Raw genomic sequence first — 17938 nt, 5'->3', positions numbered from 1 at the left:
AAGCATTTAACATCACGCGGATAAAAATGCCTTCTTCAAGCGAAAGCTGTAGGAAAAAGAACAACTGGCGCCGCGCAAAAGAATTGTTTGCGAAAGCCAGTGAGGATTTTCCACAAAACGATCCGACGTCGCCTGCGTGGCTGGGGGAAGCAGCCGACATCGGTTTTTTTCGGGCAGCAATAGAGTTGGGTTTTCTCGATACGGAAATCGAACCTCATGCCCACTCAACACCTATTCGCACCAAAACACCTGGCTCTGGCTATTTCACTGGCGCTGGGTGGCGTAGCGCTGGCTAATGCCGAGCAATCCAGCGAAGCAATCGAGCAGCCTCAAAGCGTGGAAACGATAGAGCAGCTCGAAACCCGCCCCAAGCAACAGGCGTTGGAACGGCTCCAGGGTTTTCTCAACGCCGCAAGCACGGTTCCGATTACCTTCATTACACCGGAAACTGTATTCAAGGGTACTGACGTCAACGACTTGATTACCCTTAAAGACGGCGCGAGCTTCACTGGCCGACTGGATGGGGGCAAGGGCGACAATGTGCTGTTCCTGGATGCTGCGAACGGCGGCACGTTGAGCGACACACGCAACTTCAATGGATTATTCGTCGCCCAAGGAGACTGGACGCTGAGTCCCAAAGGTGATTTTCATGAAGGCGTTATGGTCAATAGTGGCGGAGCGCTGACCAACCTCGGCAGCATCAAGGGTGATGTGTATGTACAGAATGGCGGCAGTTTCGCCGGTAAAGGCACGGTGGCAAATCTTGAGGTGGGTGGGCTGCTCACCGTCAATGCAGCGCTTGGCGCTCCCCGAGTAAAAGGCAATTTGCATTTGGCGCCTGGTGCCGAACTGGCTTACGAGGTCACACCCACCGGTAGCCCTACAATCAAGGTTGATGGCACAGCCCAGCTTGACGGCGCCACCCTCAAGGTCGTCGCAGCTGCGGGTGAATTTCCGCAGAGCAGCCAGTACAAAATCATCGAAGCCCGTGAGGTGAAAGGCGAGTTTGGCAGGATCGAGAATGATCTGGCGTATATGACGGCCACGGCTCAATACAACAAGAAATCGGTTGCACTGACGTACGCTCGCAATGACGTAGCGCTTGAAAGCCTCGCGCCTACCGAAAATGCAGGCGCGCTTGCAGGCAGTATCATCGAGCCAGAGCCCGACCCGATCTCAACACCCATATCGCCAACGCCTGCTCCCGCCTCACTGACAGCGGTGATCGCAGCTCCAGCGCCGGTCCCGACCTCAGTTGCGAACTTGATTGAAGACTCCGCATTGGTGGGATCATCGACACTAAACGAAATCGTGACTGCGCAAACCAGCGAAGCCGCCGCCCAGCCTGTGCCTGAACTTACAAAGCCTGCTAACGCCGCTGTAGCCGCACTGCTGACCAGCGATAAAACCACCGCGCCTATCGCGCTCGACCAACTCGCTGCCGGCAGCAATGCCAACCTCGCCAAAGCCACTCTGAACAGTGTCACACCGGTCAGTGCGAGCATGCTCTCGGCGATGCGGCAACTGGACAACCGTCCCGGCGCAACGGACGGATCGCGCAGTTCACCGGGTCAGGCCGCAGGCAGCGGAGACTCCGGGCGGGTGTGGATTCAAGCGCTGGGTAACGGCGGCAAGGTTGATCGGGACGGTGACGGCATCCTCCAACACTCCACGCAAGGTCTGGTCGTGGGCGCTGACTGGCGACTCGACGAGCAGTGGCACGTCGGCCTGCTCGGCGGCAAATCACAGACGAAACTGGATGCTCGCCAGTACGACGGCGATCTCGACAGTTGGCACTTGGGCGCCTACGCCGTGCGTCAGGACGGCCCACTGTCGTTGCGTCTCGGCGCCACCTACGCCAGCCATGACGGTAGCAGCACACGACGGGTCGCGTTCAAGGGTTTCAGCGATCGTCTGAAGGGCAACTACGACGCCAATACTCAGCAGGCATTCGCCGAAGCCGGGTTCAATTTGGGCCGCGACAGCGTAACCCTCGAACCCTACGCCAGCCTCGGCTATCAACGTTATCAACGCGACAGCTATAACGAGAAAGGTGGCGACGCAGCGCTGAAAGTTTATGGGCAGACCCGCGACAACTTCAGCAGCACCTTCGGTCTACGGCTTGCGCAGGTCAACACGCTGGATAACGGCATGCGCCTGACGCCGCGATTGAGCGCAGGCTGGAAACATACCTTCGGCGACATCGACAGCGACACCCGCCAGCAACTGCGCAAGGGCGGCAAGCGTTTCGAAGTGACCGGCGCGGCGCTGGACCGGAACAGTCTGTCGGTGGATGCGGGGCTCGATCTTGGCCTGTCGGCGGCGCACACGCTGGGCGTGGGCTTAACCGGTGAGCTGGGTAATGACAGCCGAACGTATGGCGTGGCGGGCCAATGGCGCATGGCGTTCTGACGGAGCGCGTTCCTGTGTAGGAGTGAGCCTGCTCGCGATAGCAGTGTGTCAGACGAGCAATCATTGACTGACACGGCCCCATCGCGAGCAGGCTCACTCCTACAAGGGATCTTCGTCATCGCGGTAAATCACAGGCAAAAAAAGGGGAGCACATGCCCCCCCGAGGTTTAAAGCGTTGGATCGCGGCCGTTATCTCAGCCTTCGATCTCGATAAGGATTTCGCCCGGGTTGACCCGGTCGCCCTTGGCCACATGGATCGCGGTGACTTTGCCGGCAATGGCAGCCTGGACTTCGGTCTCCATCTTCATCGCTTCGGTGATCAGTACCGCCTGGCCTGCCTTGACGGTATCGCCCTCCTTGACCAGCACATCGACGATGTTGCCCGGCATGGTGGTGCTGACATGGCCCGGCGCCGAGGCCTGTTTGCGTTTGCTGCTGCCGCCGCTGACAAATTCATTGAGCGGTTCGAACACCACTTCTTCCGGCATGCCGTCGATGGACAGATAGAAGTGGCGCTTGCCCTCAGCCTTGACGCCGACGCCGGTGATGTCGACGCGATAGGTTTCACCGTGGACGTCGATGACAAACTCGGTCGGCACGCCTTCGCCGCTCGCCGAGGCCACGGCGCCCGCTTCCGGAATAGGCAGCAGCACTTCCGGGGTGAGGGTGCCGGCGGCACGTTCTTCGAGGAACTTGCGGCCGATGTCCGGGAACATGGCGAAGGTCAGTACGTCTTCTTCGGACTTGGCCAGTGCGCCGATATCGGCACGCAGCTTGGTCATTTCCGGCTTGAGCAGATCGGCCGGACGTACGTCGATGACGTCTTCGCTGCCGATCGCCTGACGCCGGAGTTTTTCATTCACGACGCCCGGTGCCTTGCCGTAGCCGCCCTGCAGATACAGCTTCACCTCGTTGGTGATGGTCTTGTAGCGCTCGCCGGCCAGTACGTTGAAGAACGCCTGGGTGCCGACGATCTGTGAAGTCGGGGTCACCAGCGGCGGGAAGCCGAGGTCTTCACGTACGCGCGGAATTTCTGCGAGCACTTCGCCCATGCGGTTCAGGGCGCCCTGCTCTTTCAACTGGTTGGCGAGGTTGGAGATCATCCCGCCCGGCACCTGGTTGACCTGCACACGAGTGTCGACGGCGGTGAATTCGCTTTCGAACTGGTGGTACTTCTTTCGCACGGCATAGAAGTACAGGCCGATTTCCTGGAGCAGCTCCAGATTCAGGCCGGTGTCGTATTCGGTGCCTTTGAGCGCGGCGACCATCGACTCGGTGCCCGGGTGGCTGGTGCCCGAGGCGAAGCTGGAGATTGCGGTGTCGATATGATCGGCACCATTTTCGATCGCCTTGAGCTGGCACATGGCGGCCAGGCCAGCAGTATCGTGGGAGTGGATGAACACCGGCAGCGACTGTTCGGCTTTCAAAGCACGCACCAGTTCACCGGTGGCGTATGGAGTGAGCAGACCGGCCATGTCCTTGATCGCCACCGAGTCGCAGCCCATGGATTCCATTTGCTTGGCCTGGGTGACGAAAGCCTCGATGGTGTGCACCGGGCTGGTGGTGTAGGCGATGGTGCCTTGCGCATGTTTGCCGGCAGCTTTCACTGCTTCGATGGCAACGCGCAGGTTACGCACATCGTTCATTGCATCGAAGATGCGGAACACGTCAATACCGTTTACCGCGGCCTTGGCGACGAAGGCTTTGACCACGTCATCGCTGTAGTGACGATAGCCGAGCAGGTTCTGCCCGCGCAGAAGCATTTGCAGACGGGTATTGGGCAGCGCGGCGCGCAATTGGCGCAGGCGCTCCCACGGGTCTTCCTTGAGGAAACGTACGCAGGCGTCAAACGTCGCCCCGCCCCAGCATTCCAGCGACCAGTAGCCGACCTTGTCGAGCTTGTCGCAAATCGGCAGCATGTCTTCGGTGCGCATGCGGGTGGCGAGCAGCGATTGGTGAGCGTCGCGCAGGATGGTGTCGGTGACAAAGATCTTCTTGCTCATTCTTGATTCCTCACAGGCCTGCGTGGGCGGCGATGGCGGCGGCGATGGCCAGGGCCAGCTCTTCGGGTTTGCGCTTGATCGAGTAGTTGGTCAGTTCCGGGTGGCTTTCAACGAAGCTGGTATTGAACTGGCCGCTACGGAATTCCGGGTTGCGCAGGATTTCCTGGTAGTACGCGGCGGTGGTCTTCACGCCCTGCAGGCGCATGTCGTCGAGGGCACGCAGGCCCCGGTCCATCGCTTCTTCCCAGGTCAGCGCCCAGACCACCAGCTTCAGGCACATCGAGTCGTAGAACGGTGGAATCGTGTACCCGGTATAGATCGCCGTGTCGGTGCGCACGCCCGGGCCGCCGGGAGCGTAGTAGCGGGTGATCTTGCCGAAGCTCGGCAGAAAATTGTTCTTCGGGTCTTCGGCGTTGATCCGGAACTGCAAGGCGAAACCACGGTGCTGAATGTCTTCCTGCTTCACCGATAGCGGCAGGCCGGAAGCGATGCGAATCTGTTCGCGAACGATGTCGATGCCGGTGATTTCTTCGGTGATGGTGTGCTCCACCTGAACCCGCGTGTTCATCTCCATGAAGTACACCTCGCCCTCGGCGAGCAGGAACTCCACGGTGCCGGCGTTCTCGTAACCCACAGCCTTGGCCGCACGTACCGACAGGTCGCCGATGTACGCGCGCTGCTCCGGGGTCAGCTGTGGGCTCGGTGCGATCTCGATCAGCTTCTGGTTGCGGCGCTGGATCGAGCAGTCACGCTCGAACAGGTGCACGACGTTGCCGAAGCTGTCGCCGAGGATCTGCGCTTCGATGTGCTTGGGATTGACGATGCATTTTTCCAGGAACACTTCCGCCGAACCGAACGCCTTGGTGGCCTCGGATATGACACGGGGGAAGTTCTGTTCGAGTTCTTCGCGGCTGTTGCAGCGACGGATACCGCGCCCGCCACCACCGGAGGTGGCCTTGAGCATCACCGGATAGCCGATGCGGTCACCTTCGACCAGGGCTTCTTCGATGCCGGAGACATTGCCTTCGGTGCCGGGCGTCACCGGTACGCCGGCCTTGATCATGCTGCGCCGCGCTTCGGTCTTGTCGCCCATGCGCCGGATGACTTCCGCCGACGGGCCAATGAATTTGATGCCGCGCTCGGCGCAGATTTCCGCCAGCTCGGCGTTTTCCGAAAGGAAACCGTAGCCGGGGTGCAGCGCATCACAGCCGGTTTCCACCGCCAGGTTCACCAGCTTGCGCGGGTTCAGGTAGCCGGCCAGCGGCTCGGCTCCGACGCTGTGGGCCTCGTCCGCACGCTTCACATGCAACGCATGGCGATCGGCGTCGGAGAAAATCGCAACCGAGCGAATGCCCATTTCGGCGCAGGCTCGCACGATTCGTACGGCAATCTCACCACGGTTGGCGATCAGGATCTTTTTTATCACTTGGAGGTTCCCTTGAGCCGGTGGCACCACGACCTGCTAGACCCAGGTCGACGCGTGACCAAATGTTTCAATTCGGTCGCAGGACCACACTAGCGCTGCCAAGGGATTAACAAAAATGAATAAAAATTGGGTCAGGCATAAGTAAACACTTATAGTTGAAACATCTGCCCGCCGACCGAGCCCGAACCCTATGCGTAAGTCATTGATGCGTATGACATTGCGTCAACTGCAGATCTTCAATGAGGTGTGCGATTTACGTTCCTACAGCCGCGCAGCCGAGGAAATGTCTCTCACACAACCGGCCGTAAGCCTACAGATTCGTCAGCTCGAAGAGCTGATTGGCCAGCCGTTGTTCGATTATGTCGGTAAAAAACTCTATATGACCGAGGCGGCGGAAGCGCTTCAGCGCGCCAGCCGCGACATTTTCGGACGGCTGGAAAACCTCGATATGCAGCTGTCGGACATGCAGGGGTCGCTGCAGGGTCAGTTGAAACTGGCGGTGGAGTCCAGTGCCAAATATTTCGTACCGCACCTGTTCGCCGCGTTCAAGCGTCAGCATCCGGAAGTCAATTTGCAGCTGACCGTGGTCAACCGTGGCCAGGTCATCCGCCGCCTCTCGGACAACCGCGATGATCTGGTGATCATGGCGATGGTGCCACAGGACATGGGCCTGGAATTTCTACCGTTTCTCAACAATCCGATCGTCGCCGTGGCACGCCCGGATCATCCGCTGGCGCACACCGGCCCGCTGCGCTTGCAGGATCTGGAACCGTACACGCTGCTGATCCGCGAGCCGGGCTCGGGTACGCGCCTGGCCTGCGAGGAATACTTCAAGGAAAAGCGCGTGCACTTCACCCAGACCCAGGAAGTGGCGTCCGCCGAAGCTCAGCGCGAATGCGTGCTGGCGGGTCTGGGCCTGGCGCTGTTGACGCGCCACGCCCTGAACCTGGAGCTGGCGACCGGCGGCCTGGTCGAGCTGCCGGTCGAAGAGTTGCCGCTGATGCGCAGTTGGTGTCTGGTGCAAGCCAAAGCCAAACGGTTGTCACCGGTTGCGCATGCGTTCCTGGCATTTATCCGCAGCGAGCGGGCGCAGATTATTGCGTTGGTTGAGCGTTTCGACGGGAAGCTGCGGGCGCTGCCTGCCAGTGAGTGATCTCGGGAAAATCGCCGATCTCGGCTTGAAGCTGGCGAAGTTCGAAGCGATCTTCAATCGCACGGCGGAATTCCATGCGGCGCTGATCTTCCTGCTGACGACGGGTTTTCGCGGCGCTGTTGCGTTCTTCGTAGGGCTGAGCCATTTCGATTCTCCCAAGGCGAGTACGGGAGTTTCACGATAGGCGTGGGGGATGACGGTTTGATGAAAGTTTCCGTCAAAAAGCGAAAGATCGTCCGAAGGCTCGGGCCGCGATCGGACGATCTTTTGATCTTAATCGTCCAGCGCTTTCACAGCCTTGGGCGACAAGCGCAAACTGCGCAGACTGCGCTTCACGCTCTTGAGGTGATTGACCAGGCTCGGTCCGCGCGCCATGGCCACGCCCATCGCCAGCACGTCGATCACCACCAGGTGAGCGATGCGCGAGGTCAGCGGTGTATAGATTTCGGTGTCTTCGTGCACATCGATCGCCAGGTTCACCGTCGACAACTCCGCCAATGGCGTCTGACTCGGGCACAAGGTGATCAGCGACGCCCCGCTCTCGCGAACGAGGTTGGCGGTGATCAGCAGATCCTTGGAACGCCCCGACTGGGAAATACAGATCGCCACGTCGGTGGGCTTCAGCGTTACCGCCGACATCGCCTGCATGTGCGGATCGGAATACGCCGCTGCGGTCAGCAGCAAGCGGAAGAACTTGTGCTGCGCATCCGCCGCCACCGCGCCCGAGGCACCGAAACCGTAGAACTCGACGCGTTGCGCCTGGGACATCAGCGTGACTGCGCGTTGCAACTCCACCGGGTCGAGTTTCTCGCGCACTTCCATCAAGGTGTGCAGCGTGGTGTCGAAAATCTTCAGGCTGTAGTCGGCGACGGAGTCGTCTTCGTGGATGGCGAACTGACCGAAGCTGGCACCGGCGGCCAGACTCTGAGCCAATTTCAATTTGAGATCCTGAAAGCCGGAACAACCGATGGCGCGGCAGAAGCGCACGATGGTCGGCTCGCTGATGCCGACGCTGTGAGCAAGGTCGGCCATGGAACTGTGCATCACTGCCGCAGGGTCAAGCAGCACGTGGTCGGCGACCTTGAGCTCCGACTTGCGTAACAGGTGACGTGACTGGGCGATGTGTTGCAGCAGATTCAAGGGGCTGGACTCTTCTTGTGGGCAAGGATGTAGCAAGCTTGTAGTTATACTACATGAATGGGCATTTTGCCTGCTCAATGCGTAACTCAATGTCCCTGTATCAGGCCTGCTGAGGTGCATGTAGCCCTTACTGCGGATTTTCCTGATCGCGCAAAAGCCCGGCCAGACTGGCAGCGTCCACCGGCCGGCTGATCAGATAACCCTGCACCTCGTCGCAGCGCTCGACGCGGAGAAATTCCAGCTGATCCTGCCGCTCGACGCCCTCGGCCACGACTTTCAGGGCCAGCCCGTGCGCCATGGCGATGATCGCGCGAGTGATCGCAGCGTCCGCACTGCCCGCGCTCAAGCCGCGAATGAACGCCTGATCGATCTTCACGTAATCCACCGGAATACGCTTGAGATAACTGAGCGACGAATACCCCGTACCGAAATCATCGATCGCCAGTTTCACCCCCAGATCGCGCAGTTGCTGGAACGTCGCAATGATGTGTTCGACGCTGTCGAGCAAATGGCTTTCGGTCAGCTCGAGCTCAAGGCAGTGCGGCGCCAGCCCGGTTTCTTCCAGCACCTGCCGAACCAGGCTGACCAGTTTGCCCTGGCGCAGCTGATGCACCGACAGGTTCACCGACACGCGGATCGGCGCCAGGCCCTGACGCTGCCATTCGCACGCTTGCCAGCACGCCTGACGCAGGACGAATTCGCCGATCGGGCCGATCAGCCCGGTCTCTTCGGCGAGGCCGATGAAATCCGCCGGCGGCACCTGGCCCATGCTCGGATGATCCCAGCGCACCAGCGCCTCGGCAGCATTCAAACGACCGCTTTGCAGGCACAGTTTCGGTTGGTAGAACACCGTCAGTTGCCCTTCTTCAATGGCTCGGCGCAAGTGGTTTTCCAGCTGCAAACGCTCGAGTGTGCTGGCTTGCAGGCTGTCGGTGTAGAACTGGAAGTTGTTGCCGCCCAGATGTTTGGCATGTTGCATGGCCATGTTCGACTGGCTGACCAGCGTCGAGATCTCCCGCGCGTTGTCGGGCAACAGACTGATGCCCATCGAGGCACTCACCACCAGCTCATGCCCGTCAACACTCAGCGGCAAACGCAGCTTGGCCGACAACCGTGTCGCCACCCGGGCCAGGCTCGACAGATTGCCGTAGGCATCGAACAGCACGGCAAACTCGTCTCCCGACAAGCGCGCAATGGTGTCGGCCTCCGGCAAGGCATTGACCAGCCGGCGCGCCATCTTCTGCAGCAACTGATCGGCGACTTCATGACCAAGGCTGTCATTGAGCAATTTGAAACGATCCAGATTGATGTGCAGCAACGCCAGACTGCGGCGCCCGCCCTGGCGAACCCGCTGATGGGCTTCATGCAGGCGCTCGCGGAACAGCGAACGGTTGGCCAGACCGGTGAGCTCGTCGTAATGGGTCAGATAGCGCAAACGTTCTTCCGACGCCCGCCGCGCCGAGAGATCGGCAAAGAAACCAACGATATGGCTGACATTGCCGCGGCTGTCGCGCACCGCATTGAGCTGCAACCATTGCGGGTACAACTCGCCGTTCTTGCGGGTTTCCACCAGTTCGCCCTGCCAGTTGCCGTGCTGCTCCAGCGCATGCCGGATCGCCACGTAGTGACGACGGGCATCGCGGCTGCACGGCAACTCGACAACGTTGCGCCCGAGCATGTCGTCGATCTCGTAACCGGTAACCCGGCTGAAAGCCTGATTGATCGCAATCAACGCGTAGTCAGGATCGAGAATCACGATGCCTTCGCTGGCCGCCTCGAACACCGTCGCCGCCAGCCGTTGCTGCTCTTCGAGGCTTTTGCCGGCGCTGATATCGCGGCGGGTACCGACCATGCGGATCACCCGGCCGCTGGCGCTGCGCTCGACGGCGCGGCCGCGGTCCTCGATCCACACCCAGTGGCCGTCGCCGTGGCGCAAGCGATATTCGACCTGATAATCCTCGGTGCGCCCCTTCAAATGCTCGACCAGCGCGAACTGGAGTGACGGCACGTCTTCGGGGTGCAGTCGCGGTTTCAGATCGCGCAGAAGCGCAGTCACGTATTCCGGGGCGAGGCCGAACAGTTCCTGAACCTGCGTGTGGTGGACTTCGTCGGTCTGCAGATTCCAGTCCCATAAGCCGAGCTCACTGGCCTTCAGTGCCAGCGCCAACCGCGCTTCGCTTTTGCTCAAGGCCTGGTTGGCTGCATCCAGTTCGCGGCTGCGCTGGGCCACGCGATCTTCGAGATCAACCTGCGCTTCACGCAACCGGGCTTCGGCACAGCGGCGCTGCTCGATCTCTTTGCCCAGTTCCTGATTGAGTTGTTCGCTGCGGGCCTGTGCTTGCTGAAGGTGCTCGATCAGGTGCTGGTTCTGGAAACGCCGGAGCAAACCGCGATCGATCAGCCGATTGACCTGCCACGCGACCACGCTCAGCGAACCGAGCAGGATCAACCCCAGCCAGCCCCAGCCCCGTGCCTGATCGTCGCCGCCCCAGAACAGGTAGCCGATCGCTGGCAGCAGACAGGGCAAGGTAAACGACAGGAACGCCGGCAGGCTCACGGCGTAGGCGACACTGGCCGACAGCGTTGCCGCGCCGATCAGGCCGAATACCCAGGCCTGCTGAATGAAATTGTCGGCGGGAACGAGGGCGATGCCGGCACCGGCCAAAGTCAGACCGGTCATGGTCGAACCGAGCAGAAACATGCGAAACCAGATCGGCCGGGCCTGGCGATCGGGAATCGCCGAATCGAACGCGGCCACCTGAATCACCCGCAGCGCGACCAGCGACAGCAGCCACACCAGCCAGACGCTGACCACGAAGTAGCGCTGCGGGCTCCAGAGCAAAGCGGCGCAGACCAGACCATTGATCAACATGAACAGCGTGGGCAACAACGAGCCCTGATACAGCAGACGCGTGCGCTCCACCGCCATTTCGACGGCATAGTGCTTGCGGATCACCCGAGGGTCCACGGAGGGCCCCGACAGTTCGGCGCTGAGGGTCATGGGCAACGTTCTTGTTCTTATAAGGAGGGCGTGCGCCCGAAACGTGGACGGAGCATACACAAGCCGACCCCGTTGCCAAACTGCTGCCGATCACAATTGCAGGGAAAATTTCCGCCGCCAACGCCCCGCTGCCACCCCCCAGGCGAGACAGGCCGAAGCCTGCAGCCAATGACCGACCGGTCGTCCTCGGCAGCACTTTCATCGGCTAATGCAACGCGCGGTTTGCCCGGGCCCGCGGCGCACCCTAGAATGCCCCGATGCGCGATGATCTCTCCCTTCTGCTGAACTCCCTCAACGATGCCCAACGCCAGGCCGTAGCGGCCCCCGTTGGCCGTCAGTTGGTCCTGGCCGGCGCCGGTTCCGGTAAAACCCGAGTGCTGGTGCACCGTATCGCCTGGTTGATCCAGGTCGAGAACGCCTCGCCTCACTCCATCCTGTCGGTGACCTTCACCAACAAGGCCGCTGCCGAGATGCGTCATCGCATCGAGCAGTTGCTGGGCATCAACCCGGCCGGCATGTGGGTCGGCACCTTCCACGGCCTCGCGCACCGCTTGCTGCGGGCGCACTGGCAGGAAGCGGGCCTGAGCCAGACCTTTCAGATTCTCGACAGCGATGACCAGCAGCGTCTGGTCAAGCGGGTGATCCGCGAACTGGGTCTGGATGAGCAACGCTGGCCGGCGCGTCAGGCGCAGTGGTTCATCAACGGCCAGAAAGACGAAGGTCTGCGACCGCAACACATTCAGGCCAGCGGCGACCTGTTCCTCGCCACCATGCGCGGCATCTACGAAGCCTACGAGGCGGCGTGCCTGCGTGCCGGCGTGATCGATTTCTCCGAGCTGCTGCTGCGCGCCCTCGACCTGTGGCGTGATCATCCGGGCCTGCTGGCCCACTATCAAAAGCGCTTCCGTCATATTCTGGTCGACGAGTTCCAGGACACCAACGCCGTGCAGTACGCATGGTTGCGCCTGCTCGGCAAGGGCGGTGACAGCCTGATGGTGGTGGGCGACGACGATCAGTCGATTTACGGCTGGCGCGGCGCGAAGATTGAAAACATCCATCAGTATTCTTCGGATTTTCCGGATTCCGAGACGATTCGCCTGGAGCAGAACTACCGCTCCACCGCCGGCATCCTCAAAGCCGCCAACGCCTTGATCGCCAACAACACCGGGCGCCTGGGCAAAGAGCTGTGGACCGACGGCGGCGACGGCGAAGCGATCAACCTGTACGCGGCGTTCAACGAACACGACGAAGCACGCTACGTGGTCGAAACCATCGAAAGTGCGCTGAAAACCGGCCTGGCCCGTAGCGATATCGCGATTCTGTACCGCTCCAACGCCCAGTCGCGAGTGCTCGAAGAAGCCCTGCTGCGCGAGCGGATTCCGTACCGCATCTATGGCGGGCAGCGCTTCTTCGAACGCGCGGAAATCAAGAACGCCATGGCCTACCTGCGCTTGCTTGAAGGTCGCGGCAACGATGCGGCGCTGGAACGGGTGATCAACGTGCCGGCCCGTGGCATCGGCGAGAAAACCGTCGAAGCGATCCGCGAGCACGCGCGACACAGCGATGTATCGATGTGGGAAGCGATGCGCCAACTGGTCGCCAACAAAGGCCTGACCGGCCGCGCCGCCAGTGCGCTCGGTGCATTCATCGAGCTGATCGAGAACCTCGCCGCCAAGTGCGCCGAGATGCCGCTGCACCTGATGACGCAAACCGTCATCGAGCAGTCCGGCCTGATCGCCTATCACGAAGCGGAAAAAGGTGAAAAAGGTCAGGCTCGAGTGGAAAACCTTGAGGAACTGGTCAGCGCCGCGCGCAACTTCGAGAACACCGAAGAGGACGAAGAGCTGACGCCACTGGCGGCATTCCTCGGCCACGCATCGCTGGAGGCCGGCGACACTCAGGCCGACGAGCACGAAGACAGCGTTCAGCTGATGACCCTGCACAGCGCCAAAGGTCTGGAATTCCCTTACGTGTTCCTGGTGGGCATGGAAGAAGGCCTGTTCCCGCACAAGATGAGCCTGGAAGAGCCCGGGCGTCTTGAAGAAGAACGGCGTCTGGCCTACGTCGGTATCACTCGGGCCATGCAGAATCTGGTGATGACCTACGCGGAAACCCGGCGTCTGTACGGCAGCGAAACCTACAACAAGGTGTCGCGTTTCGTACGCGAGGTGCCGAAAGGCCTGATTCAGGAAGTGCGTCTGTCCAATAGCGTCAGCCGACCGTTCGGCGGCAACCAGTCGATGAGCGGCAGCAATCTGTTCAGCGGCAGCGAGATCCCGGAAACCGGTTTTGTGCTGGGTCAGGCCGTACGTCATTCGATCTTCGGCGAAGGGGTGATCCTCAACTTCGAAGGTTCCGGCGCCCAGGCCCGAGTCCAGGTGAACTTCAGCGAAGGCAGCAAATGGCTGATGCTCGGCTATGCCAAGCTGGAAGCCATCTGACCCCGGTTTGTTTTTTTGTGGGAGCGCGCCTGCTCGCGAATGAAATCAACGCGGTTGATCTGATACACCGCGGTGCAGCTTTCGCGAGCAGGCTCGCTCCCACAGGGTTCGGTGTTCTGACCCACAATCCCTCTGAACCTATCGCCTTTTCCTACAGACAAAAGTACATCGGCTGATTGCCTCGCCAAGCTGAACGCAACCTGTCAGGCAAAAGCCCGAAACACTCTCTCGCTAGCCAGTAACACTTCAGCTGTGCAACATGGCGCGCGTGTCTCCACAAAACGGGAATACCCTTTATGAAACGTTTTCTTAGCATCGCCATGGCGTTGTGCATCGGCCTGACGATGAGCCTCGACGCCAACGCCAAGCGCTTTGGTGGTGGCAAAAGCGCCGGCGCTGCGCCGACGCACCAGACCAGCCAGATGGCTCCTTCTTCTCCAGGCGTGGGCGGTGCAGCAGCGACCGCTGGCGCTGCCGGTGCTGCTGGCGCCGCGGCCAAGGCCGGCGGTGCTTCTCGCTGGCTCGGCCCTCTGGCGGGCATCGCCGCCGGTGGCTTGCTCGCGTCGATGTTCATGGGCGACGGCTTCCAGGGCATGCAGATCTTCGACATCCTGATCATGGCGCTGATCGCGTTCGTGATCTTCCGCTTCATTGCCGCCCGTCGTCGCAAGCAGCAGGAGCAATTCGCTCCGGCCGGCGCGCCGATGCAGCGTGAAGTGTTCGAGCAGAAGCCAGCCGCCATGGGTTCGATCTTCGGTGGTTCGGCTGCTCCGGCTGCCGCCCGTCCGGTGATCAACGCACCGGCCTGGTTCAACGAAGAGCGCTTCCTTGAAGCCGCACGCAGCCACTTCCAGTCGCTGCAGCAGCACTGGGACGCCAACGAAATGGACAAGATCGCCGAGTTCGTGACCCCGCAAATGCTCGAGTTCCTCAAGCGTGAGCGTGCCGATCTGGGCGACGGCTTCCAGTCGACCTACATCGACAATCTGCAGGTGCAGCTGGACGGCGTCGACGATCGTGCCGACAAGACCATCGCCACTCTGACCTTCACCGGCGTGTCGAAAACCTCGCGTTTCGACCAGGGCGAAGTGTTCAGCGAGAGCTGGAACATGGAACGTCCGCAGGGCGACAACCAGCCTTGGCTGGTCGCCGGTATCCGCCAGAACGGCTGATCCCTGCTGCGCTTCACTTGCGGTAACAGACCCCGGCCCCGGCCGGGGTTTTTCATTTCACGGTTGCATCTGTAGCGAGCTACTGTATAAACCGGCCCATATAAACCGCGCCATTCAAGCAAGAGGATCCCGGACGTGGAAGAAATTATCGAACAACTGCGCGAAGCCAACGAACCCGTGCCGGTTCCTTTGGAATTGCCTGACGAAGACCTGCTGGTGGAAATCGAAGAACAACTGTTCATCGACATTCCTTTTGTCTTCAAGGAATTTTTGCTGACCGTCAGCGATGTGGTCTATGGCAGCCTCGAACCCGTGACGGTCACCGACCCGCAGTCACACACCTATTTGCCGGACGTCGCGGCCAATGCGTGGGATGTAGGCGTTGATCGCAGCTTGATCCCGATCTGTCAGGACGGCGACGACTACTACTGTGTCGAAGAAGATGGCACCGTGGTGCTGTGGCAGGCCGAAGAAGAATTGATCGCCGAGGAAACCTGGGAATCGGTATGGCACTGGGCGCGGGACGTCTGGCTGGAGAGCTGATCCGCCAGACGCCCCGGGTGGTCAGTGCCCCGACGACTCGTTGTGGTTGTCGAGGGTTTCCAGCAGGGCCACCTGCATGCGCGTGTGCACGCGGATGAACCAGCGCCAGAGCAGCGCCGCTACCGCAGCGGCGACTACGGCGATCAGCACCAGCAGCTTGTTGGTCGGCAGGATACTGGCCGACAACGCCGCCAACAGCAGGAAAATCACCAGCAGCGAGAGAATCGGGATCACTTCGGCGATCACCCGTCGCACTCGCTGCGTGTGACGCCCGGCCATCTCCGGCTTGACGCCCATCTCCGCCAGTAGCATCGACAGCGCTTTGAGCTTGCGATATGCGGCGATCAGGAATGGCAGCGAAACCAACAGCGCCCCGCCCCAGATCAACGCCTTCTGCCAGCTCGGATCGCTGATCCAGTCCTGCAGCCACAACGACATGCGCTCGGCGAAATACGCGCCGGCGAAGAAGATCGCAATCACCAGCGCCAGATTGACCCCGACCTGCAACAGAATCCGCCGGATCATCGACGCCAGCATAGCGCCCTCGCCTTGCGGCTGAATGCTGCGCAACCATTCGCCATACATGCCGAGCACCCGGCCGAGACGCTTGGGCACGGCTGCCGAGAGCTTGATCGACAGCGGATCCGCCGCGCGAATCAAGTACGGCGTCAGCAGCGTGGTGATCACGGACACGGCCACCGCGACCGGATAGAGGAAGTTGCTGGTCACCTGCAAGGTCATGCCCAGCGCGGCGATGATGAAGGAAAATTCGCCAATCTGTGACAGGCCCATGCCGACCCGCAGCGAGGTCCGTCCATCGTTGCCAGCGATAAATGCTCCGAGGCCGCAGGACAACATCTTGCCCAGCACCACGGCGACGGTGATCACCGCGATCGGCCAGGCGTATTCGATGAGAATCAGCGGGTCGAGCATCAGCCCGATCGCGACGAAAAAGATCGCACTGAACAAGTCACGAACCGGCTCGACCAGGCGCTCGATTTTCAGCAGCTGTCGCGACTCAGCCATGATCGCGCCGATCAGGAAGGCGCCGAGGACCATGCTGTATTCGAGCTTGACCACCAGCAGGCAGAAGCCGAAACACAAGCCAAGCACAGTGATCAGCAGCATCTCGTTGCTTTCGAATTTCGCTACATACGCCAACAGACGCGGCACCAGGAGGATGCCGATGACCAGCGCGACGATCATGAACAGCGACAGTTTGCCGACCGTGGAGAACACTTCGCCCGAGCTCACCGTGCCGCTGACCGCGATGCTCGACAGCAGCGCAATGATGCCGATGCCGAGGATGTCCTCGACGATCAATACCCCGAAGATCAACTGCGCGAAGCGCTCGTTCTTCATCTTCAGATCGTTGAGGGCTTTGACGATGATGGTGGTTGAGGAAATCGCCAGAATCGCGCCAAGGAACAGCGAATCCATGGTGTTCCAGTCGAACCAGCGGCCAATCTCGTAGCCGATCCAGATCATCAAAATGATTTCGAGGAACGCGGCAATAAACGCTGTGGCCCCGACCTTGAACAACTTGCGCAGGCTGAACTCCAGACCGAGACAGAACATCAGGAAAATCACCCCGAGTTCGGCCAGGGTCTTGATGGTTTCTTCGTCGTGGATCAGGCCGAACGGTGGTGTGTGCGGGCCGATGATGAACCCGGCGACGATGTAGCCGAGCACCACCGGTTGCTTGAAACGGTGGAACAGCACGGTGACCACACCTGCGACCAGCATGATCACTGCCAGATCCTGAATAAAACTGATGGCATGCATGGCGTGGGCTCCTTGATCACGACAGTCGCAGGCAGACGTCAGAAAAGTCCGCGCGAGCAGGTTAAAAATCCGCTTTAGATGTGGGAATTGCCCTTGGGCAGGGCTTTTGCAGGTTAACACCGCGACTTCGCTCTGGAAGCCGGTGCAATATATGGAAACAGATCGCTACCGGCGTGACGGCGGCGCGTTGCCTGGCGTCCCGATAACGGTGCTTTCTGAAAAGCCACCAAGCGTCCGCAGAGGCGCTTCCAGCCATCAGCCTTGACCCGTGAGAACGTTATGGAACCCGGAAACGCCCAGCTGTCGATGACGGTACTGATGACCCCCGACATGGCCAACTTCTCTGGCAATGTCCACGGCGGCACCCTGCTCAAATACCTCGACGAAGTGGCCTACGCCTGCGCCAGCCGTTATGCCGGGCGCTACGTGGTGACACTGTCGGTTGATCAGGTGATTTTCCGCGAGCCGATTCATGTCGGCGAACTGGTGACCTTCCTCGCCTCGGTCAACTACACCGGCAACACGTCGATGGAAGTCGGCATCAAAGTGGTCACGGAAAACATCCGCGAACGCTCGGTGCGCCATACCAACAGCTGCTTCTTCACCATGGTCGCCGTGGACGACCAGCGCAAACCGGCCGCCGTACCGCCGCTGCAACCGCAGAACAGCGAAGACAAGCGCCGCTTCATGCAGGCGCAACAGCGTCGGCAGATTCGTCAGGAGCTGGAGAAGCGTTATCAGGAGATCAAGGGCGACGCTTGAAATGGAGAGCGCTCGATTGATCGCTTTCGCGAGCAGGCTCGCTCCCACATTGGGAATGCATTCTTCCTGTGGGAGCGAGCCTGCTCGCGAATACAGACGA

12 protein-coding genes are annotated in these 17938 nt (G+C 60.6%); 6 read left to right on the top strand and 6 right to left on the bottom strand.

Annotation, left to right across the window (positions count from 1 at the left end; all coding sequences use genetic code 11):
* Positions 1 to 216 precede the first annotated feature (216 nt).
* Positions 217 to 2412: an autotransporter outer membrane beta-barrel domain-containing protein gene (locus tag DCO47_RS00910; RefSeq protein WP_116657234.1), complete on the top strand. Its 2196-nt coding sequence runs from the start codon at positions 217 to 219 to the stop codon at positions 2410 to 2412.
* Positions 2413 to 2606: 194 nt separating this feature from the next.
* On the opposite strand, the gene oadA is transcribed toward DCO47_RS00910, so the two are convergent.
* Both oadA and DCO47_RS00900 read right to left on the bottom strand, forming a co-directional pair.
* Complete coding sequence (gene oadA, locus DCO47_RS00905; protein WP_116657233.1) at positions 2607 to 4415, bottom strand: sodium-extruding oxaloacetate decarboxylase subunit alpha; 1809 nt, start codon at positions 4413 to 4415, stop codon at positions 2607 to 2609.
* A 10-nt stretch (positions 4416 to 4425) separates the two neighbouring features.
* Positions 4426 to 5841: an acetyl-CoA carboxylase biotin carboxylase subunit gene (locus DCO47_RS00900; protein ID WP_024014853.1), complete on the bottom strand. Its 1416-nt coding sequence runs from the start codon at positions 5839 to 5841 to the stop codon at positions 4426 to 4428.
* Between the two features lie 190 nt (positions 5842 to 6031).
* Here DCO47_RS00900 and DCO47_RS00895 point away from each other — a divergent pair, with 190 nt between their 5' ends.
* Positions 6032 to 6994, top strand: a complete 963-nt coding sequence (locus tag DCO47_RS00895; RefSeq protein WP_064365166.1) for a LysR family transcriptional regulator — start codon at positions 6032 to 6034, stop codon at positions 6992 to 6994.
* Here the strand turns inward: DCO47_RS00895 and DCO47_RS00890 are convergent.
* From DCO47_RS00890 to DCO47_RS00880, 3 genes are all read right to left on the bottom strand, one after another.
* Positions 6936 to 7139 (bottom strand): PA3496 family putative envelope integrity protein, encoded by a 204-nt coding sequence (locus DCO47_RS00890; protein WP_080769340.1) that lies wholly within the window; start codon positions 7137 to 7139, stop codon positions 6936 to 6938. The two genes, DCO47_RS00895 and DCO47_RS00890, sit on opposite strands and share 59 nt — an antisense overlap.
* 128 nt (positions 7140 to 7267) lie before the next feature.
* A complete protein-coding gene (gene hexR / locus DCO47_RS00885; RefSeq protein ID WP_007962240.1) occupies positions 7268 to 8134 on the bottom strand; it encodes a transcriptional regulator HexR in 867 nt (288 codons plus the stop codon).
* Positions 8135 to 8261: 127 nt separating this feature from the next.
* Positions 8262 to 11135: a GGDEF domain-containing phosphodiesterase gene (locus DCO47_RS00880; RefSeq protein ID WP_116657232.1), complete on the bottom strand. Its 2874-nt coding sequence runs from the start codon at positions 11133 to 11135 to the stop codon at positions 8262 to 8264.
* A gap of 257 nt (positions 11136 to 11392) precedes the next feature.
* On the opposite strand from DCO47_RS00880, the gene uvrD reads away from it, so the two are divergent.
* From uvrD to DCO47_RS00860, 3 genes are all read left to right on the top strand, one after another.
* The gene (gene uvrD, locus DCO47_RS00875; protein WP_064365169.1) at positions 11393 to 13576 is read left to right on the top strand and encodes a DNA helicase II; all 2184 of its coding nucleotides are present in this window, start codon (positions 11393 to 11395) and stop codon (positions 13574 to 13576) included.
* 296 nt (positions 13577 to 13872) lie between these two features.
* Complete coding sequence (locus tag DCO47_RS00865) at positions 13873 to 14748, top strand: Tim44 domain-containing protein (protein WP_016772449.1); 876 nt, start codon at positions 13873 to 13875, stop codon at positions 14746 to 14748.
* 135 nt (positions 14749 to 14883) lie between these two features.
* Entirely contained in the window at positions 14884 to 15291 is a 408-nt protein-coding gene (locus tag DCO47_RS00860) for an SMI1/KNR4 family protein (RefSeq protein WP_038359443.1), read from the top strand.
* A gap of 21 nt (positions 15292 to 15312) precedes the next feature.
* Here the strand turns inward: DCO47_RS00860 and DCO47_RS00855 are convergent, their stop codons facing one another.
* Complete coding sequence (locus tag DCO47_RS00855) at positions 15313 to 17076, bottom strand: cation:proton antiporter (protein ID WP_083353860.1); 1764 nt, start codon at positions 17074 to 17076, stop codon at positions 15313 to 15315.
* Between the two features lie 279 nt (positions 17077 to 17355).
* On the opposite strand from DCO47_RS00855, the gene DCO47_RS00850 reads away from it, so the two are divergent.
* Positions 17356 to 17838, top strand: coding sequence for an acyl-CoA thioesterase (locus DCO47_RS00850; protein WP_016772447.1), 483 nt, complete (start codon positions 17356 to 17358; stop codon positions 17836 to 17838).
* Positions 17839 to 17938 lie beyond the last annotated feature (100 nt).

The organism is Pseudomonas sp. NDM (assembly GCF_003105095.1).
GTDB lineage: Bacteria > Pseudomonadota > Gammaproteobacteria > Pseudomonadales > Pseudomonadaceae > Aquipseudomonas > Aquipseudomonas moraviensis_A.
The sequence above is the reverse complement of the archived record's forward strand: the minus strand, read 5'-3'. Positions and strand labels throughout refer to the sequence as shown.

Bases quoted from the DNA above. Each gene is read 5' to 3' on its own strand.
- DCO47_RS00855 (WP_083353860.1), bottom strand. From the start codon at position 17,076: ATGCATGCCATCAGTTTTATTCAGGATCTGGCAGTGATCATGCTGGTC.
- DCO47_RS00880 (WP_116657232.1), bottom strand. From the start codon at position 11,135: ATGACCCTCAGCGCCGAACTGTCGGGGCCCTCCGTGGACCCTCGGGTG.
- DCO47_RS00895 (WP_064365166.1), top strand. From the start codon at position 6,032: ATGCGTAAGTCATTGATGCGTATGACATTGCGTCAACTGCAGATCTTC.
- DCO47_RS00865 (WP_016772449.1), top strand. From the start codon at position 13,873: ATGAAACGTTTTCTTAGCATCGCCATGGCGTTGTGCATCGGCCTGACG.
- DCO47_RS00890 (WP_080769340.1), bottom strand. From the start codon at position 7,139: ATGGCTCAGCCCTACGAAGAACGCAACAGCGCCGCGAAAACCCGTCGT.
- DCO47_RS00850 (WP_016772447.1), top strand. From the start codon at position 17,356: ATGGAACCCGGAAACGCCCAGCTGTCGATGACGGTACTGATGACCCCC.
- uvrD (WP_064365169.1), top strand. From the start codon at position 11,393: ATGCGCGATGATCTCTCCCTTCTGCTGAACTCCCTCAACGATGCCCAA.
- DCO47_RS00910 (WP_116657234.1), top strand. From the start codon at position 217: ATGCCCACTCAACACCTATTCGCACCAAAACACCTGGCTCTGGCTATT.
- oadA (WP_116657233.1), bottom strand. From the start codon at position 4,415: ATGAGCAAGAAGATCTTTGTCACCGACACCATCCTGCGCGACGCTCAC.